Source organism: Streptomyces sp. NPDC002868, from assembly GCF_055563295.1.
In genome coordinates, this window is the sequence record NZ_JBVHDR010000003.1 from 647,905 (window position 1) to 670,400 (window position 22,496).

The following is a 22,496-nucleotide window of genomic DNA, read 5'->3' on the forward strand; positions in this document are numbered from 1 at the left end:
TGCGCCGCGAAGCCAGCGCGGCCCAGGGGACCTTGCCCCGCGGGAGCCGGGTCCCGCGGGGCGAAGCTGGCGCTCCGCGGGAGCAAGCCTTGCGCGGGCCCCCGGGGGCGGGCCTTGCGCCGCTAAGCCGCGCGCCCCGCGCGAGGGGGCGGGGTCCTGCCCCGCGGGAGCGGGGTCCCCCGAGGAGCGGGCCTGCGCGCGAAGGGTCCCTGCGCCGCGAAGCCGGCGCGCCGCCGGAGCAAGCCTTGCGCGGCCCCCCGGGGGGCTTGCCCCGCGGGAACGGAGTTCTGCGTCGCAAAGCCGGCGCGCCCCGCAGGGGCGTCAGCCACCCTCCCGTGAAAGGACCTTGTCGATCTCCGCGAGTTGCTCCCGCCGCAGCGCCCCCTTCCCCACCGCCCCCGCGTTCTCCTCCGCCTGTGCCACGCTGCGGAAGCCCGGGATCGGGATCGTCCGCGGGCTGCGCGCCCACAGCCAGGCCAGCGCCCCCTGCGCAAGGGTGCGGCCGCCTGAGGTGAGGATGTCGCGTACGGCTTCGACCCGCGCCGACCACTCGGGCGCCGGCACCCCGCCCTCGTCGAACCAGCGCAGCCACGCCGGCGGCGTCGCCCGGATGTCACCCGCGGCGCCGCGGCTGCCGGGGCCGTACTTCCCGCTGAGCAGGCCCATCGCCAGCGGGCTGCGGTTGATGCTCGCGAGGCCCCGCTCCTCGCAGAGGGCGAGCATCGCGGGGGCGTCCTCAAGCACATTGCAGGCGTGCTGCACGGCCGCGCAGTGCGGGCCCTGCGCGAAGAGGGCGGCGCGTTCGGGGTCGTCGGTGCTCCAGGCGTACGCACGGATCAGCCCCTCGCGCACCAACTCCTCGCACGCGTCGCGCAGTTCGCCCGCCTCCTCGAGCGGCAGGTCGGAGAGGTGCAGCTGATAGAGGTCGACGCGGTCGGTGCCGAGGCGGCCCAGCGATGCGGTGAGGGCGCGGCGTACATACCCGCGCGACGCATCGCTCCCGGTCAGTGTGCGGGTCTCCGCGTCGAAGCGGTTGCCCCACTTCGTGGCGATGACCACCTCGTCACGGCACCCCGCGAGCGCCCGCCCGAGCACCCGCTCGCTGTGCCCCGCCCCGTACACATCCGCCGTGTCGAAGAAGGTCACCCCCAGCTCCAGCGCCCGGCGGATCGCCGCGACGGACTCCTCGTCGTCCACCGCGCCCCACCCCAGCGGGTTGCCCGCGGCATCCTGCCACTCACCGCCGATCGCCCAGCATCCGAAGCCGAGGGCGCTGACCTCGATCCCGCTGTGACGTCCCAGTGTCCTGTTCCCAGTGCTGTTGCTGATGGCGTCCATGTGCGCGCACGCTACGAGTTGGAGCGCACGCCAAGGCAAGGACCGCGACCGCCGCCGTGACGAGGAACGCGGCGCGCAGACCGTGCACTTCGGCGTACGCACCGAGCAGCGCGGGCCCGGCGATCGTCCCGAGCCCCAGGAAGAAGACGGTGACGGTGAACCCGGCGGATGGCCGCTCGGGGAAGACCCGGTAGCTCCACACCGCGAGGACCCCGGACCCGGCCATGAAGCACGGACCGTACAGCAGCGCGGAGACGGCGACCGCGGGGAGCGAGCCGGGAGCGGCGCCGAGCAGGGCGACCGCGGCGGCGATGCCTGCGAACAGCGCGGCGTGGACGCGGCGCAGGCCGTAGCGGGCGATGGCATGGCCGGTCAGGGCGCCCGCGGTGCCGGCCAGTCCCATCAGGGACCAGAACAGCGGCGCGGTGGCGGAGCCGGTGCCGGCGGCGTCGGTGACCGCTTCCACGGCGAAGGACCAGTAGACGGCGCCGACGAGGCCGTACAGCACGGCGGTGAGCAGCAGCGGCAGCGCGCTTCGGCGGTAGCCCGGCCGCCCTGACGCCCTGGCCTTCCTGCCCGAACCCCCGGGCAGGACACGGGCGTTGTACGCGCTCGCCGCCAGCGCAGCGAGCGCGAAGACCAGCCATGCGTACCGCCAGCCGGTGCCGCGCGCGAGCAGCGCGAGCGGTCCCGCGACGACGACCGCGAAGGCCGTGCCGCCGGCGATCGTGCCCATGACCTGCTCACGCCGCCCGACCGGAACCATCCGGTCGACCGCGTCGGAGTACGGGGCCCAGGCCCAGCCGGAACTCGTACCGGCCAGGATCAGCCCGGTGACCAGCAGCGCGGGCCCCCGGGCGAGCGCGACCAGCCCCATGCCGACGGCCGCGGACAGCCCGCCGACGAGCACCATGGGCCGCGGCCCGAACCGCGCGACAAGGGCGCCGACCAGCAGCAGCGCGCCGAGATATCCCGCGTAGGTGGCGCTGCCGATGAGCCCGACCAGGGAGACGGAGAGGCCGAACTCGTCCCGCAGCTCGGGAAGGAAAAGTCCGTATCCGTAGCGCGCGAAGCCGAAGGTCACGCCGATCGCCGAGACACCGGCGACCGCCAGCCGACGAGACTCGGTGAGTGGGTTGGTAGCCATGGACCCACCATCCGACCTGCGGATTCGCCGTACCATTGGCGTAAACGTCAGCTTCCACTAGATTTACGCCATGGCACTTCGTGTGGCGGTGACCCTGCTGGAGGAGACCTCCCTGTTCGAGCTGGCCGTGCCGTGCGCGGTGTTCGCGGGCGAGGGGTACGACCTGGTGCTGTGCGCCACCGCCCCTGGCGGCGCACAGCACGCGCCCGGCGGTCTGCAACTGGCCGCCGAGCACGGCCTCGACGCTCTGCGCGAGGCGGATCTGATCGTGGTCCCGGCCTGCATGATGAACGGCTACGAGCCGCCCGCCGCGCTCCTCGACGCCCTGCGCGAGGCGCACGCCCGCGGGGCGCGGATCGCCTCGCTCTGCTCGGGCGCGTTCGTGCTGGCCGCGGCGGGCCTACTGGACGGCCGTACGGCGGCGACCCACTGGATGTACGCGGAGGAGCTGCGCCGTCGCTACCCGTATGTGCGGGTCGACGACCGTTCCCTGTACGTCGACGACGGCTCGATCCTCACCAGCGCGGGCACCGCAGCCGCGATCGACCTGTGCCTGCACATCGTGCGCGGCGACTACGGCACGGCAGCGGCGGCGGAGGTCGGCCGCCGGATGGTGGTGGCCCCGCACCGGGAGGGCGACCAGACGCAGTACGCCCCGCCACACACCCCAGCGCCGCCGCGGGCGGAGGGCCTCGCGCCGGTGCTGGACTGGGCGGTGGCGAGGCTCCACCGGCCGCTCACGATCGCGGAGTTGGCGTCACGGGCCGGGATGAGTACACGTACGTTCGGCCGCCACTTCGCGCTGGAGGTCGGCGTGACCCCGCTGAAGTGGCTCAACCAGCAGCGCCTCGGGCGCGCGCGCGAACTGCTGGAGACGACGGACCTGCCGGTGGACACAGTGGCCCAGCGAAGCGGCCTGGGCAGCGCGGACAGCCTGCGCCAGCACTTCCACCGCGCACTGGCCACGACCCCGGCCGCGTACCGCCGCACGTTCCGGGCCGGCTGGGAAGGAGGCCGACTGGCTTTGCCGAAGTGATTCGCCGTCAACCCTGCAGCGTCACAATGATGCGGACACTGTTGTCGAAGCGGTTGTCGAAGCGGTTGTCGAAGCGGTTGTCGAAGCGGTTGTCGCGGAAGTCGCGGTTGTCGAAGCGGTTATCGCGGAAGTCGCGGTTCCCGCGGTTGTCATGGCACCAGTAGACGTAGGAGCGACCGTCCCAGTAATAGTCGCAATAGCCCGACGAAACCGGGGTGGACGTGCTGGTGGCACTGGCTACGCCGGCTCCGCCAAAGACCAGAGCCAGCGCAGCGAACAGACCGGCGAGCAGCCGGAAAGTCCTGGATGTCGTTACCCGCATGATGCTTTCCCTTCCCGGGAGCGTAGACGGGCCCGAGCCCTGCACGGCCACGGTGGCGTCAGCGCCGGGCGATGATGCGTTCGCGAAGGGGTCCGGTACATCGGCCTTGAATATGGCGGGAGTTGCCATCGCCGACTCACACGCTGACATGCGCGGCATCGGGCCCACCTGGGCTGCTGAGTGCGGCAAACCCCGCGGCGGTGCATCCGTCCGTCGGACAACCAACGACCACGTGGTCGTCGATCGGGATGTTGAGATTGTTCGTCTTCTCGCCAGAAATGAAGACGAATATATCGTTCAATCTGAATCCAACGTAGACATGTGCGCATATAGAAGTCAAACGCAACGCATAGGCCCCAGACGCAGGGAGTCGGCGCCGGCGCCATGGGCAATTCCCTTTTTCACTGTTACGCAATCGGCGGAGAAGCCCTTAGGCCTGCCCGGTCTCGAAGCGGCCGACCTTCCCGCCTTCGACGATGAACTTCCAGGCGGTACGCATCTCCCCCCAGGTGTCGTTGCGGTACCGGGCGACCAGGCTCAGCCCGTCGGCGGACTGCGACTCGACCTCCATGTGCCCGCGCGAGGAGAAGATCTCGCGGTCGGTCCAGTCGTCGAGGTCACGATCACTGCCGTCGTCGGACATCGTGGCGCGGGGCGCGAGGGCGGCCTGGAAGCCTTCGCGATCATTGGCGTTGAGCGCGCCGACGAAGGCGCGTACGGCGGGTTCGGTGAGCCGGTCCACAGGAATGGTCATGCTGGTCTCCGCGGTCTTTCGGTACGGGTAGTCGGTACGGGAAGGAAGCCCTCCATCCCTACACCGCACATGGCAGGCTTCCCGCATGGAACACACCCTGGACACCACCATCGACCCCATCTGGGACACGGTAGGCCGCCTGCACGCCTGGCTCGACGCGGAGAGCGACCTGCCGCCCCAACAGGAGACGCTGCTGCGGATGTTGAAGCTGTCGGAAGAGGTCGGCGAGGTCGCCCAGGCCATCATCGGCGCGACGGGCCAGAACCCGCGGAAGGGCCATACGCACAGCTGGCAGGACGTCGAGTCGGAGCTGTGCGACGTGATCATCACGGCGATGGTGGCCCTGCGCACGCTCACGCCGTACGCGTCAGAGGTCTTCGAGGCGCACCTGGGTGGTGTCGCTGAGCGCTCGCTGGAGGGGTCAGCGGAGTGATCCGCCCAGGCGGGTGCTGATCGGCGTCGTCCACTCCATTGGATGATCGTACGAAGAACTGGTGGCTCAAAGTGGAGCCGAACCCCACTCAAGAATGAGAAGCCGTGCCCGAACCGGCGTACTGAAGGTGGACGGGAACCACTCCACGAAGCCCTGCCATTCCGGAGGTACCTCACCCGTGACCACCACCAAGGCGGCCCCGACTCGGGTTGACCACCGTGACGCGGACGATCCGGAGGGTTGGCAGTTCAACTCATCCCTTGTCCTGACCATGCTGCTGCTTCTGGTGGTTGCGCTGCAGGGGCCGATCCGCCGGGCGTTGTCCGCGCCGGTGATGCAGAGCTGGATGACCGTGTTCGTCGCGGTGTTCGTCCAGGCCCTGCCCTTCCTCGTGCTCGGTGTGCTGCTGTCGGCGATCATCGCGGTGTTCGTCCCACCATCGTTTTTCGCCCGCGCGCTGCCGAGACAGCCCGCCCTCGCGGTGCCGGTCGCCGGGATGGCCGGGGCGGTCCTGCCCGGCTGTGAGTGCGCCTCCGTGCCGGTGGCCGGTGCGCTGGTGCGCAGGGGCGTCACCCCCGCGGCAGCGTTGGCGTTCCTCCTGTCCGCCCCGGCGATCAACCCGATCGTGCTGACCGCCACCGCCGTGGCCTTTCCCCGCAACCCCGAGATGGTCCCCGCCCGGTTCGTGGCGAGTCTGCTCGTGGCGTGCGCGATGGGCTGGTTGTGGCAGCGGCTGGGCCGCACCGACTGGTTGCGCCCACCGGATCATCCGTCGTCGGACGGCCTCAGCAAGGGGGCGGCGTTCTGGGGGTCCGTACGGCACGACGTGATGCACGCCGGCGGTTTCCTCGTCGTCGGCGCGATGGCCGCGGCCACCCTCAAAGCCGTGGTACCGGCAAGCTGGCTGCACACCGCTGCCAGTAACCCTGTGGTGTCGATCCTCGCCCTGGCGATCCTCGCGGTGCTGTTGTCGATCTGCTCCGAGGCCGACGCGTTCGTGGCCGCGTCCCTGTCCCAGTTCTCGCTCACCGCCCGGCTGGCATTCCTCGTCGTCGGACCGGTGATCGACCTGAAACTGTTCGCCATGCAGGCCGCCACGTTCGGCCGGGGGTTCGCGCTGCGGTTCGCCCCCGCCACCTTCACCCTGGCCGTCCTCATGTCGGCCCTGGTCGGGGCGGTCCTGCTGTGAACCGGCAGGCGCAAGCAGCCGTGCTGTTCCTCGTCGGCGGGGCGGTGTTGCACGCCGGCTTCACCGATCTCTACCTGCGCTACGTCAAGGCCGGGTTGCGCCCGTTGCTGCTCGTGGCCGGCATCGTCCTGATCGTCTCGGCCATCGCCACCGTCTGGTACGAACTACGGCCGCGCGCGACCAAGGAGAACCAGCCCGAGCGTGAGCACCACGACCAGGGCAGCCACGCCCACCGCGAACCACGCGTCTCCTGGCTCCTCGTCCTGCCCCTGCTCGCTCTCATCCTGGTCGCCCCACCCGCACTCGGCTCCTACAGCGCCATGCGCACCGGCACGGCCCTGCAACCACCCTGGGGCTTCCCCACCCTCTCCGCCAACGACCCCCTCCGGCTCAGCGTCGTCGACTATGCCGGCCGCGCGGTCTACGACCACGGACGCTCCCTCGGCGACCGGCGGATCAGAATTACCGGCTTCATCACCCTCGACCGCAGCGGCGCGCCCTACCTCACCCGCATGGTCCTCAACTGCTGTGCTGCCGACGCCCAACCCGTCAAGATCGGCCTGTCCGGACAGATTCCCGCGGTCCTGCAGCCCGACACCTGGCTCGAAGTCACCGGCACCTACACCAGCAAACAGACCGAAGACCCCGTCAACGACGGCGTCATCCCGTTCATCAGCGTCAGCCAGGCCAGACCGGTCCCTGCCCCACACAACCAGTACGAGAACTGGAGTAGTTGACCGGCGAATGCGCCAAGTCGAGCACCCGCTGCGCCGGTCCCGGCCCCGTGGCAAACTCCGCCAGCACCACCGGCCGATCGCTGACCACGCTGAGCATTACGCCGCGACGCTCGTCGACGCAGTCCAGCACGTGAAGCTCCTCGAAGCGAGAGACCCGGGGCAGACCGTCGGCGGGTACGAGCGGCAGCCCGGACAGATCGAGGGCAGTCGACTGGTCGAGCCTGGCCCGCCCGGCCTTCACCAATGCTTCCTTGCGCACCCATTGCCGTAGGAAGGCGGAATCCGGGTCATCATGCTCGGTGATCAGCTTCAACTCCGCCGGTGTGAGAGCCCAATGGAGAAGCTCCGGGGTTGCGCGCCGCTGGTCCAGCACCTCCACGTCCATGCCGATGGGGCCGCTGCCCGCCGCAGCGCCGACGACGCCTCGCGTGTGGGAGAGGCTGACCGTCACCTCCGGGCGGCCTTCGATCGACGGCTTGCCGTGCCCCGACGCCCCGCAGTCGGGGCAGCGTTGGACGACGGTCATCGCGCGCGCGGGCAGATCGAGCAGCCTGCCGGCACAGAGCCGGACGAGCAGGTGGGCGGCGACGAAGTCCGTCCGGTCGGGGTCATGGACGAAGGCCGCCGCCCGTGCCCGTTCGGCATCGGTGAGCCATCGCTCGGAAGCCTCGGGATGCCGCAGCACCTCCCTGCTCTCGGCCACCATCGCGATCGCCTGTGCCGGCAATCCCTGCCCGCCGTCGCCCATCAGCTCAGCACGCCCCGAGGAAGCGGTCCAGCACGCGGACGCCGAACCGCAGGCCGTCCACCGGAACCCGCTCGTCCACACCGTGGAACATCCCGGCGAAGTCCAGCTCCGGGGGCAGTTTCAGCGGCGTGAAACCGAAGCAGCGGATGCCCAGGTCGTCGAAGGACTTGGCATCCGTTCCACCGGAGAGGCAGTACGGAACCGCCCGGGCGATCGGGTCCTCCGCTCGCAGCGCGTCACGCATGGCGTCGACGAGCGGACCGTCGAAGCTGGTCTCCAGCGCCCGGCCCACATGAAGGTCTTCGCGGGTCACCCTGGGCCCCAGGACGCGGTCGAGTTCCGCCAGGAACTCCTCTTCGTACCCGGGCAGGAAGCGCCCGTCGACATGCGCGGTCGCCTGCCCGGGGATGACGTTCACCTTGTAGCCCGCTTCGAGCATGGTCGGCTGCGCGGTGTTGCGCAGCGTGGCCCCGATGATCTGTGCAATGCCGCCGAGCGTGGCGAGTGTGGCGTCCATGTCCTCGGGGTTGAGCTCGACGCCCAGCGCGTCGCCGAGTTCGTCGAGGAAACCCCTCACCGGCTTCGTCAACCGCACGGGGAACTGATGCCGCCCTAGTCGCGCGACCGCCTCGCACAGCTCGGTAACGGCGTTGTCTTTGTTGGTCATCGAGCCGTGCCCGGCCGTGCCCTCGACGCTCAGGCGCATCCAGTGCATGCCCTTCTGCGCCGTCTCGATGAGATACAGCCGCACGTTCTCGTTGACGGTGAAGGAGAAGCCGCCGGCTTCGCCGATCGCCTCCGTCACACCCTCGAAGAGTTCGGGGTGCTTGTCGACGAGATAACGGGCTCCGTACGTACCGCCCGCCTCCTCGTCCGCGAGGAACGCCAGCACGATGTCGCGCGGGGGCTTGCGGCCGCTGCGCATCCGGTCGCGTACGACCGCGAGGGTCATCGCGTCCATGTCCTTCATGTCGACGGCGCCCCGGCCCCACACGCAGCCGTCGGCGATCTCCCCGGAGAGCGGATGGTGCGTCCAGTCCTGGGCATTGGCCGGTACGACATCGGTGTGGGCGTGGATCAGCAGCGCGGGTCGCGACGGGTCCTCGCCCTCGATACGCGCCACCGTGGAGGCGCGCCCCGGGTGGGACTCGAAGATCCGCGGCTCGAGCCCGACCTCTGCCAGCTTCTCGGCGACGTACTCCGCCGCGGCCCGCTCCCCCGGGCCCGAGTGGTCGCCGTAGTTGCTGGTGTCGATCCGGATCAGATCACGGCAGAGACCGACGACCTCCCGCTCCGCCGCACCCTCGCTGATGGCGCTGCCCGCATCCGACTGGCTCATGCTGCTTCCTCCTCAAGACTGTGCGTCACCAGGGTGTGTGTCGGCGGGGTGCGTGTCATTTGGGGTGCGTGTCGCCGCGCACGCTCACCGTGGGTTCGTGTCGTACCGGGAAGTTGACGGAGTTGGCGATGAAACAGGCCTGGTGCGCCTCGGCATGCAGCGCGAGGGCCTTCTCGGTCATCCCCCGCTCGCTCACCTCCGCGTGCGGACGCAGGACCGCTTCCGTGAAGTGACCGCCCGTGCCGGTCGTGACCATGGTCGCGTGAGCGCGGTCCCGGTAGCCGGTGACGACGACGTCGGCGGCGGAGCACAGATGCAGGTACCACAGGAGATGACATTGGGAGAGGGACGCCAGCAGCATCTGCTCGGGGTTCCACCGCTCCGGATCACCTCGGAACGCGGGGTCGGCGCTGGCCGGGATCGGCGGCGGACCGTCGGCTGTCACCTCGTGGTCGCGCCCGTACGAGAGGTAGTTGGTCGTGCCCTCGCCCAGATCGCCGGTCCAGGTGACCTCGGTGTCGTACGTATGCAGCGTGTTCACGCGCTCTCCTTCGGGCGGTGGCTGACAGAACGGGGCCTCCCCTCAAGGGGAGGCCCCTGCCGGGCTGTTACTCCGCCGTCGGCGTGGTGTGGATGGTGATCGCGGCGCGTACCTGCTTCTCCAGCGCATCCAGCTCGTCCGGTGTCCGCGCGTCGATGAAGAAGGCCACGGCCCGGTCGTCCGAGCTGCCCAGCTCTCCCAGCCTGGTGTCGCGGTCCTTCAGCACCAGCACCGCGCGCAGGGTCGGCGGGGCGTCCGCCGCGCCCGCTTCGAGGTCGGGCCACAGTCCCTTCTCACCGACCCAGCTGATCTCGGCACCGGGCCAGTCGACGGTGACATCGGTGAGCAGCCCCGGTGTGTGCTCCGGGTAGACCTGGCGGGTGTACCGGCGCGGCTCGGGGTAGGACGCCGGTTCGCCCAGCGCCACTCGGATGATCTCGGGTTCGACGGTGCTGCCGGTGGCCAGCTGGTAGAGCGCCATCAGACCGTCCCCCGGGGTGCGGGCCGCCACCTCCATCAGATACGCACGCCCCGACTCGTCGATGCGCCACTCCGAGTGCGCGATGCCGTTCTCGAAGCCCAGCAGGTCGAGCATCTGCTGGTTCGCGGCGAGCAGAGTGGCGGTCGCGTCGGGCTGTTCGCACGGAACGGCGTGGGCCAGTTCCACGAAGGTGTTGGCGTACGAGTCCGTGGTCTCCTTGCGCGTGGCCGAGGCGAACACCGGCTTGCCGTTCTGCACCAGCGACTCGACGGAGTACTCCTGGCCGATGATCTTCTGCTCGACCAGGATGATCTCGTGCGGCGGGTACGTCCTGACCTGTTCGCTCAGCTCAGCCGCGTCGTTGACGGTCACCACGCCGGAGCTGGAGTGCCGGCTGGCCGGCTTGACCACGCACGGGTAGCGCACCACCGACCAGTCGAACGCGTCGCGTTCGGCCGCGGGAACCACCACGGACCACGGGCTGAGGTCCGGCATGTACCAGCGCTGCAGGTATTTGCTGCGGCAGGCCCGCGTCGCCCTCAGGCCGGGCGACGGGAGGCCGAGGGCGTCGGCGAGCAGGCCGGTGGGCTCGACCAGGGTCTCGCCGACCGAGTGGACGCCCACGATGGTGTAGTCGTCCAGCCAGCGCCGGGCCGCGCAGATCGTGCCCGCGGTGAAGGACCCCTCGATGTTCAGCTCGCCGTCGACGAACGCGATGTCGTCGATCGATGCAGCCGGGTGGCCTTCCTCGTCCATACAGGCCAGCGCCTGCTCCCGCCATATCGCAGCGGTGATCACCAGGATCTTGATGCCCCGGTCGGCGAGTTCCGTCAGATACAGGGGATTGCGGCACACCACCCAGAACGCGCCGGTGAGGATGAACGCCTGGGGCTTGTCCTGTTGCATGGTTCTCCCAATGTGAGATTCGTCGTAGCGCGGCCGACCGAGCGGTCGATCAGTCGGGGATCAAGCGGTGGAGGCATCGGTGACCGCCTCGGGCTGCTTCCCCCCGACGGCGCTCTTCTCCTGCTTGGCAGTGCGTATGGCGGCCATGGCGAAGCCCGTGGCGACAAGCGAGCCGATGGCCAGCACCGGCCAGACGCTGTGGCCGAGCTCGACGAAGAGCCAGCCTCCGGCCATCGGCCCCAGGGCCGAACCGAGGGCGAACATGAAGTGGAAGCCGGCCAGGTACCGGCTCTTCAGATGCGCCGGCGCGGTGACGGCGGGATAGGCGAAGATCGCCGGCCCGCCGATGATCTCGCCCAGGGACCAGATCAGGGTGCCCGTGATGATCACCGCGGGCCCCAGTGGCAGACCGTAGAACGCCACGCCGGAGGCGAGGGTCAGGAACGCGATGCCGATGGTCAACCGGAACGGCCACTTCTGGGTCCACTTCGTCAGCGGCAGTTCGAAAGCGATCACCATGAAGCCGTTCAACGCGACGGCCAGCGTGTACCAGAAGACCGAGACACCGGCCTCGGTGATGTTCAGCGGCAGGGTCGACAAGTACTGCACATAGACGGCCGAGTGGACCAGGATGGCGATCAGATAGAACACGTACCGCCGGTCCCGCAGCATGGCGGCGTAGCTGCCCCGCGGCTCGTCCGCCCCATGGACGGACACGTGGGCGGGCAGGGTCGCCCAGGCCAGGATTGCGTACGCCAGCGCCGCCAGCGCCTCCCCCCAGAACAGCAGGGTGTAGCTCTCGCTGCCCGCGTTGTACAGCGCGAAGCCGATCAACGGCGCCGCCATGGCGCCGAGGTTCAGGCCGAACCGGTACATCGCGAAGATCATGACCTGTCGGTCGTCCGGGGTCAGCTCCGACAGCAGCGCCGTCGCAGCGGGCCGGAACATCTGCCCGGCGAGACCGGCGAGGGCCACCGCCACCAGGATGGAAGGGTAGTTGGGCAGGTACAGCAGGCCGGCGAGCATCAGGCTGGAACTGGCCATGCTGAACACGGTGGTGTTGCGGGCGCCCAGCCGCTCGGAGAGCGTGCCGCCGATCAGCACCCCGGCGACCACGCCACTGCCGTAGACGCCGAGTGCGATCGACGCCTGGGTGGAGGAGTACCCCTCGGAGGTCAGGTACAGCACCAGGAAGATGTTGAGGAAGCCGGCCAGCCGGCTGATGAAGATGCCGGTCAGGACCGTCTTCGCCGCGAGCGGCGCCTGACGGAACGTGGGCCAGACCGCGGCTTCCGTTCCAGTCTTGCTCTTGGTCATGCGAGGACTGTCCCCTTCTCGTTGTGGTGCGGGCGCACATCGCCCAGTGCGAACCGCCGGGTACCGCTCAAGGACGGATCGCCCGGGCGGATGTGCAGCTCACCGCGCGAGGGCAGCAGGACGACCGCGGCGACGGTGCGCTCCTGCCGGATGTCACCGACGGCGGAGACGCAGATCGGTGGCGTGGACATCAACGCGAAGTGCCGTTCCACGTCCGCTACGGCTCCCGGCTCTGCCGACAGTTCGGCGAGTCCGGCCTGGCACGCGTCCAGCCGGCGGCGCGAGGAGTTGCCGGCGAAGACATTGATCTGATCGTGCGCCGCCAAGTCCGGATGCAGATAGTGGTTGGTGTGTGCGGCCTGCTCGCCCTCGACCCAGCGCAGTTCACCGTCGAGCGCCTCGACCCACACGGTCTTCGTCGCGTCGCACAGCATGAACGACCGCGAGCTGGCCAGCGGCAGTTCGCGCAGCACCTCGACCGCCTCGTCCACCGACCCGGCGGAGTCGAGGACATGACGGATCGCCAGGTAAGGAGGCACCCCAGGCCGCCACTCACCGCCGAGAACCAGGTTCAACCCCACCCCGAGACCGTCACTGTTGATGCCGAGGTAGCCGAGCAGACCCGCGAAGCTGAGCAGCAGCACCTGGCGGGACGATCCCGTCGAGGTGATGTCGAGGACGCTGATCTGGTCATCGAGATCGCCGTTGAGATCGACCGTCTGCGCCAGCACCGGCAGGGCGCCCGCCTGGGCGTACGTGGTGCAGTCTCCCCGCGCGGGTATCTTCCGGTAGCCGAGGATCTCCCGGCGCAACTGGAGCAGCAGCGCGAGGTCCCGGTCGATCCCGATGCCGTCGGCGAGTCCGGTGATCTCTTCGGCGAGCCGGGGCACGGCAGCGCTGACCGCCTTGTCGTACGCGGCGATCGTGGGCGCCAGTCCCGCGACGGTGACCGGCTCGGGCAGCAGCAGATTGAGCCGGCACAGCGAGTCGTCCACAAAGGCACGCAGGGCTTGTGCCCGGGCCTCGCCGTGCCGGCGACCGACCTCGTACGGATCGCCAGTCAGACGCAGATGGGTGAGAGCCGCGCCGGTCATACCACCGCGCCCGGCTGAACCACCTTCGGTCGCGCCGCCAGCTCGGCCTTCACCCCGGGCCACTCGGCGCGCAGCACGCTGTAGTACGCGGCATCCCGGCGACGTCCGCCCGGCATCGGGTTGAAGCTGCGCAGAATGCCTTCCTCCTGGGCGCCGATGTTGCGCAGCCCGCGCCTGGCCTGCTCATTGAGCCGGTCCGTCTTGAACTCCACACGTTCGGCGCCCATGCGCTCGAAGGCGTGCTCCAGCATGAGGTACTTGGCCCACCGGTTGACGCCTCGGCCCTGGAAGTCCAGGCCCAGCCAGGACCAGCCGATCTCCAGCCGCAGATCGGCCTCGGACAGGTTGCCGAAGCTCATGCTGCCCGCGCACCGGCCGCTGCTCTTGTCGGTGATGTGGAACACCACCCGCCGCCCGGCCTCCTGGTCGCTGATCATCGCGTCGAAGAAGGCGGTGAAGTCGTCCTCGGACTCGACCATGGTCACGAAGTACCGCCAGATGACGGGGTCCATCGCGATGTCGTGGATGGAGTCCCGGTCCTGCGCGGTGAGGGGGCGCAGCCGTACGTGGTCGTTCTCCAGGGTGGCTGCCGCGGTCTGTGCCCAGCTCATCTCAAGCCGCCTTTCCGAGGTGGGGGGTGAGGACATCGACGACCTGACGCAGGGTCCGCATCGCGGCGACGTCCTGCTCCGTGAGGTGGGACAGCGCGATCCCCAGGTCCTGGCAGAGTCCGGTCAGATAGAGAACCTTGTTGAGCGAGGTGAGTCCGTACTCGCCCGCGAGTTCCCCGTCGAGATCGAAATCGTCCGGTGCAGGTCCGGCTTCCAGCACGACCGACAGGCTCTCGCGTGCGGCTCCCTCCACGTCACTGCGCATGGATTCCCTCCTGGCTGTTGATGAGTTGCGACTGGTACGCAGCGAAGATCTGCTTGCGTTTCGGTTTGAACTGAGAGGTGAGCATTCCGTTGTCGATGCTCAGCCGGGGGTGTGCGACCACGACCTTGCTGATCCGTTCGTCGGGGGCGGACCCGGCATTGGTCAGCGCCAGCTGGGCGGCGATCGCCTCGGTGTCAGCCGGTTCAGCCGACGGCGAGACGACCGCCACCAGGTGGGTCTCCGACGGGCAGAACACGACGCATTCCTCGATCGACGCGCTCGCCCGCATACGTTCCTCGAGCGGCCTTACGATCACTTTCTTGCCGTTGCCCAGAACGATCACGTCGTCGGCGCGCCCCTGGATGAACAGAAACCCTTCCTCATCGAGGTGTCCGAGGTCACCGGTGCGCACCACACCGTCCCCGACGAAGATCCGTTCCGAGTCGCCGGGCTGGGCGAACTCGTACGCCAGGTTGACGGGGTGGTCGCTGCGCACATGGACCACGCCGTCGTCGTCGAACAGCACCTGCTTGCCGGGGAGCACCCGCCCGACGCTGCCCTCCTTGTGGGCGCCGGGATGGTTCTTGCTGACGATGCAGGTCTCGTTCAGCCCGTACCCTTCGTAGATCGGCAGGCCGGCCTGGGTCAGGTAGCGCAGCGTTTCTCGATCGGCGGGCGCCGATCCGGTCCACAGGTAGCGGATCCGGTCGCCGAAGACCCGCCGGCCCGCGGCACGGCGCGCGTCGTCCTCCCCCACATCCTTCGTACGGGACGCGTACGCCTGGATCTGCTTCTTCGCGGCCTCGAAGAACGCCGGTACGCCCATCACCACGGTCGGCCGGGCGCTGCTCAGGGCCGCGAACGCCGCCTCGTAGGTGCTGACGGTGACATCGTGTCCGAAGCACAACGCCGAGTAGATCCAGTAGCGCTGCTGCAACAGCGACAGCGGCAGGAAGACGAAGATGTCGTCGTCCGGGCCGTGCGTGAACATCTCCTGCACGGCGCGGGTCGAGGAGTCGATGCTGCCCACGGTCGCAGCCAGCCCCTTGGGCGTGCCCGTGCTGCCGGAGGTGAACTTGATCGTGGTCACCTCGCCGGGCTCGTAGGTCACCTGCGGCAGGCTGCCGGGCCGGGCCTGTCCGGCCGCGTCACGGATCTCGGTCAGCGACCGTACGGACGGGCCGGACGACGGCCCGTCCGTGAACAGCACGGCGAGACCGTACCGGTCGATCAGGGCATCGGCCTCGTGGAACTTGCCGGGTTCGAAGCCGGCGGTCACCGCCTTGAGGCGCAGGGCCGCCAGGTCCAGAAGGACCCACTCCAGGCAGTTCGCGGCGAGGATGCCGATCCGGTCGCCGGGCCCGATCCCCAACTCCCGCAGGTACTTGGCTACCTGCCCGGACTGTTCGTACAGCTCGGTGAGGTCAAGCGTCTCCACCGTCCCCAGCCGTACGAACGAGATCCGGTGCCCGGGGGCCGGGGCCATGCCCACCACCTGGTTGATCACAGAGTCGGTCACGCCGGGTCCGTCTCCTTCGCCGCGGTCGCGGCCTCGATGTGGGCAGCCATTGCTCGTACGGTCTCCACCTCGGGCAACCGGTTCAGCTGGATCGTGATCCCGAACTGCTTGCGTATGGCGGTGAAGATCCGCGCCGCACCGATCGACGTGCCACCGAGGTCGTAGAGCGTGATGTCGACCGGTACCTTCTCGACACCGAGAACGCCCGCCCAGATGTCCGCGACGGCCTGTTCCACATCGGTGCCGGGGGCTGCTCCGCTGCCGCCCGCCGCCGTCACGGGCGACGCTTCGGCGGGTTCGGTGGCGGCCAGCTTCCCCCGGTCGACCTTGCCGTTCGCGGTGAGCGGCAGCGCCTCGTGCCAGACGACCGCCGACGGGACCATGTAGTCGGGCAGTTCGCCGCTCAGCGCCTGACGTATCTGCGACATCGACGGCCGGGCGTCGCCCGTGGGGACGGCGTGGGCGACGAGCCGGTCCCCACCGCTGCTCTGCCGGCGTACCACCGACGCCTCCGCGATCTCCGCCAGTGCGATGAGCCGGGTCTCCACCTCGCCCGCCTCGATCCGGAAACCGTTCACCTTGAACTGGTCGTCGCTGCGGCCCAGGATGGCGAGGTTGCCGTCCGGGAGACAGCGTCCGAGATCGCCGGTGCGGTAAAGACGCTCGCCTCGGGCCGCGTCGTCGATGAACCGCTCAGCAGTACGCGCTTCGTCGCGCCAGTACCCGGGGACGGTCCCGACGCCGGCGAAGCAGATCTCCCCGACCACCCAGTCCGGTGCGTCCAGTCCGTCGCGATCCAGCACGTACACCCGGTTGTTGAGGCTCGGCCTGCCGTACGGGACCGGCTCGCCCGCGTCATCGCCGGCGCCGATCGGGTGCAGGATGCTCCAGATGGTGGTCTCCGTGGCTCCGCCCAGCGACACCACGTCGAGGTCCGGTCGCAGCGCCCGCAGCTTGCCGGGGAGCGCCGACGGCACCGTGTCGCCGCTCATCATCACCAGGCGCAGCGAGTCCAGCGCCTCGGCGCCGTCCGCCGCCGCCTGGTCCTGCAGGAGCGACGCGATCGCCGGTACGGAGTTCCATACACTCACCCCCGCATGTGCGCAGAGTTCCAGCCAGTGCCTGGGGTCCGCGGCGCGGTCGGCGTCGGGCAGCACGACGGCGGCGCCGACGGAGTACGCGCCGAAGATGTCGTACACCGAAAGGTCGAAGTTGAATGCGCTGATGGCGAAGAGCCGGTCCTGCGCGGTCAGCGTGAACCGTGTGTTGCAGTCGTCCACGATGTTGAGCACGGCGCGATGGGTGGCCATCACGCCCTTGGGCCTGCCGGTGGTTCCCGACGTGTAGATGACATAGGCGAGGTCGTCGGGGTCCGCGTCCGCGAACGCCGGGAGCTGCGGAACCGGTCCGGTCCCGGCCGGACGGTCGGCGTCCAGGGTCAGCACGGCACGGCCGTCGTCCGAACGGCGGTCCGTGTTGGTCAGCACACAGCGCACCTGACCGTCGTCCAGCATGTAGTCCTGCCGGGATGCCGGCAGCGTCGCGTCGACCGGCAGATAGGCCGCGCCGGCGAGCGCCGTCGCGAGGATGCCGATCACCTGCTCGGGGCCCCGGGTCATCACCAGGCCGACCAGTTCCTGGCGTTGTACGCCCTGCTCACGCAGCCAGGCCGCGGTGCGCGAGGCCCGGCTCAGCAGCTCGGCATAGCTCATCGTGGCATTCGCGGTGATGAGCGCCGCAGCGTCCGGGGTGCGTTCCGCCTGCGCCAGGAAGCGGTCTTGCAGGAACCCTTCGGGCACCGGCGCGGCGGTGTCGTTCGCGTTGTGCCGGCGCGCACGCTGGGCCTGCGGCAGCAGGTCGAAGCTCTGCTGCTGCCAGGCATGCTCGTCGAGCAGGGTGGTGAGCAGGGTCTGGTAGCCCTCGGCGATGTCGTCCAGCATGCCGTCGGGGAAAAGGGTGTCCACCCCGTCGAGCTGGATGACGAGTCCGCCGTGCCGTTGCATCGCGAAGGCGTTGAGCCAGACTTGCGGGGTCTGGCTCGCAGAGTACGTTTCGCGCCCGAACAGCTCCGTCGCCGTGCCGTCCACCTGGTCGTCCACGTAGTCGATGGCGCTGTTGAAGGTGAACGGCATACGGGCCTGGGCGGTGCCGCCGCGGCGCCGCGCCAGTGCGCGCATCACATCGATGCCGGAGTGGTGCCGGTGATCGAGGTCGCGCCGCAGCTGTGTCTGCAGGGCCGCGGCCCTGTCCTGGAAGGCGACGCTCCGGTCGACCTCCAGCTCCACCAGCATGGTGTCGGAGAAGTTGCCGATCGCCTCGGTGATCCTCGGGTGGATCGGCGGGCGGTTGGCAACGGTGGTCACGATGGTGAAGCGGGGCCCGGCGCCCCAGGACGCGAGCGTCTCACCGTAGGCCGCGAGCAGCAGGCCGGACGGGGTCAGCCCGGCGACGGCCGCCCGCTTCTTCAACAGCTCCCAGGACTGGGCGTCCAGCAAGACCTCGCGCCGGGAGAACCGGGGGTGCGTGATCGCTGCCGGGTCGCCGACCAGGGGCAGTTCCGGGTGTCCGGCGAGCGTGTCCAGCCGCTCGGACCAGTACGTACGGGAACGCTCCGCCGGCGCCCTGGTCCTCGCCTTGTCCAGTGCGTCGAGGTACGCCGGGAACGACGCCTCCTCCGTCTCCTCGCCCCCTCCTTCCTGGTACTGCGACCACCAGGCGCGGAAAAACAGGAACATGCTGATCCCGTCCATCACCAAGCCGTCGTGCCCGATGTGAAGAACCATCCGGTCGTCGGCGAGGAGCGTCACGTCCACGGCCAGGAGCGGCGCCCGGTCCGCCGGGAGGACGCGGTGCGAGCGCTCCTCGCGCAGCGCCCGCAACCGGTCCGCCTGGGCGGCCTCGCTCTCGCTCCGCAGATCCAGGCGCCCCATGGACACCTGCGCCGACGACTGCTCGATCTGTGCTCCGGCCCCGGTGAACCTGGTCCGCAGCGCTCCGTGCCGCGCCACCACCGAGCGCAGTGCGCTCTCCAGCCGGTCGAGGTCCCAGGCACCTTCGATCTCGTGGTAGACGTGGCTGGCGACGTTGCCGATCTCGAAGATCTCGCTGCGACCGAACAGATAGCTCTGCTGAAGCGGCGTCAGCGGGTACGCGTCGCCTTCGTCGGCCGAGGCGCCCGAGGCGGCCGCCAACTGTGCCAGCAGCTCCTGCTTGTGGGCTCTGATCCGCGCGACCAGCTCGGCGTCCACCCGCTCGCGGGGGCCCTGCAACCGCAGGTTGTCACCGTCGGCAGTGAGACTCAGCCCGCGCGACTCGATGTCGCGCAGCACGTCGATGTGGCTCATATGTGCGCCACCTCGGCCTTCGTGCTCGCGGGGGCGGGCGACCGACGGGCCAGCGACTCGGCCAGCGCCGTGATGTCGCACTCGCCGAGCAGCTCGTCCATGGAGACGTCGGCCTCGGTGTGTTCGAGGATCTGGTACTGCAGCGCGACGGCCTGGAGCGAGGACATGCCGAGCTGCACCAGCGTCCGGTCCGCCACGACCTCCTGTGCGGGCAACCGCAGGGTGTCGCGCACCAGTTCGCTCAGCCAGGTCAGCAGGGGGGCCTCCGCAGGGGCCTCACCCTCGCCGCCGGCCTCCGCCCGGGCGTCCCCGTCCGAGGCGGGCATCGCGCGGAAGTACACCTGGTCCGCGAGGTCGATCGTGGTTCCGGCGGGGACCAGCTGTGCGGTCTCCGGCCAGACGGACAGATCCGGCATGCCGAGCGCCTTCGCCAGACGGCCGGCGAACCTGGGCATGACCGGTGCGGCGCAGCGGGCCAGCAGCAGTGCCGCGGCCAGCTCCAGGGCGACGGCGGTACGGGCCTCGTCCTTCCAGCCCTCGATTCCGGCGGCGTGGACCTCCGTCGCCGCGAACCGCCGGGTGTCCTCGACGATTCCGTTCAGCTCGGTCGCCGCCCGGTTCAGCGAGAACCCGTCCTGGCCCAGGCTGCCGGTGACCGAGGCGAGCCGGACATTGAGCCGGTCCAGAAACGCGGTGTGCTCCGGGGTCCAGATCCCGGCGTCGGGAGCGGCGCCACCGTACTGGGAGCGGATGCGTGTCCCCAGATCGTTCAGCCATTGCTGCCAGCCGTCGATGAGAGTCGTGCGGGTGGCCGCCTCGTACTCGGCGAGTTCGAAATTGGTACGCCGGGTCTCCGGGCGGGTCAGCGACAGGTAGTAGCGCACCGCGTCGACGGTGTCCGGGCCGAGGATGTCCTTGCCCCAGACCGCGTGCCGGCGGCTGGTGGAGAACTTCGCGCCGTCCAGGAGGTAGAACTCGTTGACGTTGTAGTCGATGTCCGGGTTCCACCCCGGGTACGCCAGCTTGTAGAGCACGGGGTACAGCACAGCGTGGTAGAAGGTGTTGTCGTAACCGAAGAAATGCACCACCTTCCAGTCCTGGTCGGGGGTGTCGGCCCGCCAGTCACGGCCCAGCCTGCGACCGAGGGCCTCGATACCGTGCAGGAAGCCGTACGACATCTCGGGCCAGACCCAGATCACCTGACCGTCCACGTCGTTCCCGGCCGTCGGTACACCCCATGGCGAGGGGTGGCTGAGCGGAATGTCGAGCTGCTCCCGTGCGAACACCCGGTCCGCGAGCTCCCGCAGCCTGGCCGGGACGCGGCCCAGGTGGTGGTGGGCGGCGATCTCCTTGCCGTACTCGTGCAGCGGCAGCACGAAGCGGGTGACGGGCTCCTGACGCGGTGTCGCACCGGACCGGCGGCCGCGGGGGTCCGCCAGATCCGCGCAGAGATTCGGCTCCCCGCACTCCTCGCAGATGTTGCCGTTGGTTCCCGCGCCGCAGCCGGGACAGCCACCGGAGACGTCGACCTCGTACAGATATTCGCCGGACTCGCTGTCGAGCAGTGCGGGAGTCGGCCGGGCCTGGACCGCGCCCGACTCCACCAGCCGTGCGAAGTACGCCTGAAGACCCGCCGGGTACCCCTCCTCCTGGTCGGTCACCGTGTACTGGTCGAGCTCGACGTCCAGCAGCCTCAGGGTCGCTGCGATCTCGGCGCTGTAGTGCGCGGCGGTCTGTGCGGGGTTGTTGTCCTCGCGGCGGGCGCACTCCGCCACGTAGCTCTGGTAGTCGTCGCTGCCGGTGATGTGCCAGACATCGGTGCCGCGCATCCGCTGGAACCGCACATACGCGTCGGCACCGAGGTACGGACCGGACAGATGGCCCAGGTGCAGGTCGCCGTTGGGGGTGGGCGGGGTGGAGAAGACGAACACCGGCCGTTCGTGGAACCGTCGGCGGGTGCCGGCGGGCACCGCCGCACGGGACGCGTGCGCGGGGTCGCGCCAGTACAGGTCGAAGAACAGCAGGTCCGTCTCGCCGGTGTTCTCGATGACATGCGTCTCGAACGGATCGAACTGGCAGACCGCGCCCGGCTGTACGGGGTGGCGCTTGCCGTCCAGCACGATCTCACCGGTGCCGCCGACCACGACGAACACCTCGGTCTCGTCGTGCTGGTGCGGGTGCGACGCACCGCCGGGGACCACGCGCCCCCAGCCGGCGCCGACGCTGATGCCTTCGACCGCACTCATGTCGATGCCGAAGGCCTTGTGCAACCCCTCGGCGGAGTAGGTGTTGATGATCACGTCTGATTCCCCCGGTCGGAAATGATGTCGCAAGAGGCGTGGAGCAGGTCCGCCACTTCGGCGGCGATCGCGGGACCGAGCCGGTAGCCGGAGCCGTTGGCGGCGCCGGCGAAGACCAGACGGCCCCGGTCGTCGAGCGCGCGGATCAGCGGTTCGCGGTTCTCGCTGTACGCGTCGCAGAACACCCGGCCCCCGGTGACCTGTTCGGCCAGTACGGGCGACCAGCGGTGCAGAACGGACCGCGCCTCGGAGAGCTCGGAGGCGGAGAGGCCGTCGACGAGGCGGTCCGGCTCGACATCCCAGTCCTGGCAGGTGTAGCTGAACAGCCAGTGCGCCCGCTCGTGCAGCGGCAGCAGGAAGGCGTCCTCGTCGTGGAACACGATGACGCCGTCCTCGGGTGCCGGTGGCTGCTCGACGTGCAGGGCGATCACCTTCTTGACCCGGGCGCCCAGCGGAGCGACGTACGACCGCCACGCGGGTGCGGAGAGCCACGGCCCGGGAGCGATCACCACCGATCCGGCGGTGATGCTCTCCCCGGTGCCCAGGCCGAGGACATATCCGTCCTCGGACGGTTCCAGGGCGGTGACGGCGACCCCTTCGCGGATGCCGGCCCGGGGCCGCAGTGTCCGCGCCAGCGCCTGGGTCAGCGCGGCCACGTAGGCGTACTGGCAGCCGTCCCCGTTCCAGACCGCGACCTGGGCGGGCATCCCCGTCAGCCGTGCGGGTGACCGGTCGGAGCGCTCCAGCTTGGCCTGGTCCAGATAGACCTCCTGGACGTGGTGCGCATTCGCCTCGTCCGACAGAACCGACATGGCCACCCGATGGATGGGCAGGTCAGGGTCGGCGTCCAGCAGCGCCTCGTAGTAGTCCTGGCTGTACGCCGACATACGGCGCACCCGCTCGGTGGCACCGCGGGGGAAGTGCAACCCGGCCGAACGGCGGCTGGCGCCCGAGCCGACCGCGTCGCGCTCCAGGATCATGACGGATGCCCCCGGGTCCCGGTCGGTGAGCTCCCGCGCGATCAGACAACCGATGATGCCTCCGCCCACCACCGCGATATCGGTACGCGCCATGG

Annotated in this window: 20 protein-coding genes; 4 read left to right on the plus strand and 16 right to left on the minus strand. The window is 69.6% G+C overall.

Going from position 1 to position 22,496, the window contains the following annotated elements; genetic code table 11:
- Positions 1 to 321 precede the first annotated feature (321 nt).
- A complete protein-coding gene (locus ACZ3H8_RS13640; RefSeq protein WP_467401125.1) occupies positions 322 to 1,338 on the minus strand; it encodes an aldo/keto reductase in 1,017 nt (338 codons plus the stop codon).
- Positions 1,238 to 2,485 (minus strand): MFS transporter, encoded by a 1,248-nt coding sequence (locus ACZ3H8_RS13645; protein ID WP_467401127.1) that lies wholly within the window; start codon positions 2,483 to 2,485, stop codon positions 1,238 to 1,240. The genes ACZ3H8_RS13640 and ACZ3H8_RS13645 overlap by 101 nt, the downstream gene beginning before the upstream one ends.
- Positions 2,486 to 2,567: 82 nt before the next feature.
- On the opposite strand from ACZ3H8_RS13645, the gene ACZ3H8_RS13650 reads away from it, so the two are divergent.
- The gene (locus tag ACZ3H8_RS13650) at positions 2,568 to 3,521 is read left to right on the plus strand and encodes a helix-turn-helix domain-containing protein (protein ID WP_467401307.1); all 954 of its coding nucleotides are present in this window, start codon (positions 2,568 to 2,570) and stop codon (positions 3,519 to 3,521) included.
- A 7-nt stretch (positions 3,522 to 3,528) separates the two neighbouring features.
- Here the strand turns inward: ACZ3H8_RS13650 and ACZ3H8_RS13655 are convergent, their stop codons facing one another.
- Positions 3,529 to 3,972: a hypothetical protein gene (locus ACZ3H8_RS13655; protein WP_467401129.1), complete on the minus strand. Its 444-nt coding sequence runs from the start codon at positions 3,970 to 3,972 to the stop codon at positions 3,529 to 3,531.
- 301 nt (positions 3,973 to 4,273) lie between these two features.
- Positions 4,274 to 4,597, minus strand: a complete 324-nt coding sequence (locus ACZ3H8_RS13660; RefSeq protein ID WP_467401131.1) for a nuclear transport factor 2 family protein — start codon at positions 4,595 to 4,597, stop codon at positions 4,274 to 4,276.
- 85 nt (positions 4,598 to 4,682) lie between these two features.
- Here ACZ3H8_RS13660 and ACZ3H8_RS13665 point away from each other — a divergent pair, with 85 nt between their 5' ends.
- The 3 genes from ACZ3H8_RS13665 to ACZ3H8_RS13675 all read left to right on the plus strand — a co-directional run bounded on the left by ACZ3H8_RS13665 (position 4,683) and on the right by ACZ3H8_RS13675 (position 6,956).
- Complete coding sequence (locus tag ACZ3H8_RS13665; RefSeq protein ID WP_467401133.1) at positions 4,683 to 5,030, plus strand: MazG-like family protein; 348 nt, start codon at positions 4,683 to 4,685, stop codon at positions 5,028 to 5,030.
- Between the two features lie 178 nt (positions 5,031 to 5,208).
- Positions 5,209 to 6,219, plus strand: coding sequence for a permease (locus ACZ3H8_RS13670; RefSeq protein ID WP_467401136.1), 1,011 nt, complete (start codon positions 5,209 to 5,211; stop codon positions 6,217 to 6,219).
- The gene (locus tag ACZ3H8_RS13675) at positions 6,216 to 6,956 is read left to right on the plus strand and encodes a TIGR03943 family putative permease subunit (protein ID WP_467401138.1); all 741 of its coding nucleotides are present in this window, start codon (positions 6,216 to 6,218) and stop codon (positions 6,954 to 6,956) included. Before ACZ3H8_RS13670 ends, ACZ3H8_RS13675 begins: the two co-directional genes overlap by 4 nt.
- On the opposite strand, the gene ACZ3H8_RS13680 is transcribed toward ACZ3H8_RS13675, so the two are convergent.
- The 12 genes from ACZ3H8_RS13680 to ACZ3H8_RS13735 form a co-directional block, all read right to left on the minus strand.
- A complete protein-coding gene (locus ACZ3H8_RS13680; protein WP_467401140.1) occupies positions 6,898 to 7,704 on the minus strand; it encodes a 4'-phosphopantetheinyl transferase family protein in 807 nt (268 codons plus the stop codon). The genes ACZ3H8_RS13675 and ACZ3H8_RS13680 overlap by 59 nt on opposite strands.
- A gap of 4 nt (positions 7,705 to 7,708) precedes the next feature.
- Positions 7,709 to 9,043: a M20/M25/M40 family metallo-hydrolase gene (locus ACZ3H8_RS13685; protein WP_467401142.1), complete on the minus strand. Its 1,335-nt coding sequence runs from the start codon at positions 9,041 to 9,043 to the stop codon at positions 7,709 to 7,711.
- Between the two features lie 55 nt (positions 9,044 to 9,098).
- Complete coding sequence (locus ACZ3H8_RS13690; RefSeq protein WP_467401145.1) at positions 9,099 to 9,584, minus strand: OsmC family protein; 486 nt, start codon at positions 9,582 to 9,584, stop codon at positions 9,099 to 9,101.
- A gap of 67 nt (positions 9,585 to 9,651) precedes the next feature.
- Complete coding sequence (locus ACZ3H8_RS13695; protein ID WP_467401146.1) at positions 9,652 to 10,971, minus strand: ATP-grasp domain-containing protein; 1,320 nt, start codon at positions 10,969 to 10,971, stop codon at positions 9,652 to 9,654.
- A 60-nt stretch (positions 10,972 to 11,031) separates the two neighbouring features.
- The gene (locus tag ACZ3H8_RS13700) at positions 11,032 to 12,288 is read right to left on the minus strand and encodes an MFS transporter (RefSeq protein WP_467401148.1); all 1,257 of its coding nucleotides are present in this window, start codon (positions 12,286 to 12,288) and stop codon (positions 11,032 to 11,034) included.
- Complete coding sequence (locus ACZ3H8_RS13705) at positions 12,285 to 13,382, minus strand: C45 family autoproteolytic acyltransferase/hydolase (RefSeq protein WP_467401150.1); 1,098 nt, start codon at positions 13,380 to 13,382, stop codon at positions 12,285 to 12,287. Before ACZ3H8_RS13705 ends, ACZ3H8_RS13700 begins: the two co-directional genes overlap by 4 nt.
- On the minus strand, positions 13,379 to 13,993 hold the full coding sequence (locus ACZ3H8_RS13710; RefSeq protein ID WP_467401152.1) for a GNAT family N-acetyltransferase: 615 nt from the start codon (positions 13,991 to 13,993) through the stop codon (positions 13,379 to 13,381). The genes ACZ3H8_RS13705 and ACZ3H8_RS13710 overlap by 4 nt, the downstream gene beginning before the upstream one ends.
- Before the next feature lies 1 nt (position 13,994).
- A complete protein-coding gene (locus ACZ3H8_RS13715; RefSeq protein ID WP_467401154.1) occupies positions 13,995 to 14,258 on the minus strand; it encodes an acyl carrier protein in 264 nt (87 codons plus the stop codon).
- Positions 14,248 to 15,777 (minus strand): AMP-binding protein, encoded by a 1,530-nt coding sequence (locus tag ACZ3H8_RS13720; RefSeq protein WP_467401156.1) that lies wholly within the window; start codon positions 15,775 to 15,777, stop codon positions 14,248 to 14,250. The genes ACZ3H8_RS13715 and ACZ3H8_RS13720 overlap by 11 nt, the downstream gene beginning before the upstream one ends.
- Complete coding sequence (locus ACZ3H8_RS13725; protein WP_467401158.1) at positions 15,774 to 19,121, minus strand: non-ribosomal peptide synthetase; 3,348 nt, start codon at positions 19,119 to 19,121, stop codon at positions 15,774 to 15,776. The genes ACZ3H8_RS13720 and ACZ3H8_RS13725 overlap by 4 nt, the downstream gene beginning before the upstream one ends.
- Positions 19,118 to 21,421 carry a class I tRNA ligase family protein gene (locus ACZ3H8_RS13730; protein WP_467401160.1) on the minus strand — a complete coding sequence of 768 codons (2,304 nt, stop codon included), beginning with the start codon at positions 21,419 to 21,421 and terminating at the stop codon, positions 19,118 to 19,120. The genes ACZ3H8_RS13725 and ACZ3H8_RS13730 overlap by 4 nt, the downstream gene beginning before the upstream one ends.
- Positions 21,418 to 22,494 carry an NAD(P)/FAD-dependent oxidoreductase gene (locus ACZ3H8_RS13735; RefSeq protein ID WP_467401162.1) on the minus strand — a complete coding sequence of 359 codons (1,077 nt, stop codon included), beginning with the start codon at positions 22,492 to 22,494 and terminating at the stop codon, positions 21,418 to 21,420. Before ACZ3H8_RS13735 ends, ACZ3H8_RS13730 begins: the two co-directional genes overlap by 4 nt.
- Positions 22,495 to 22,496 lie beyond the last annotated feature (2 nt).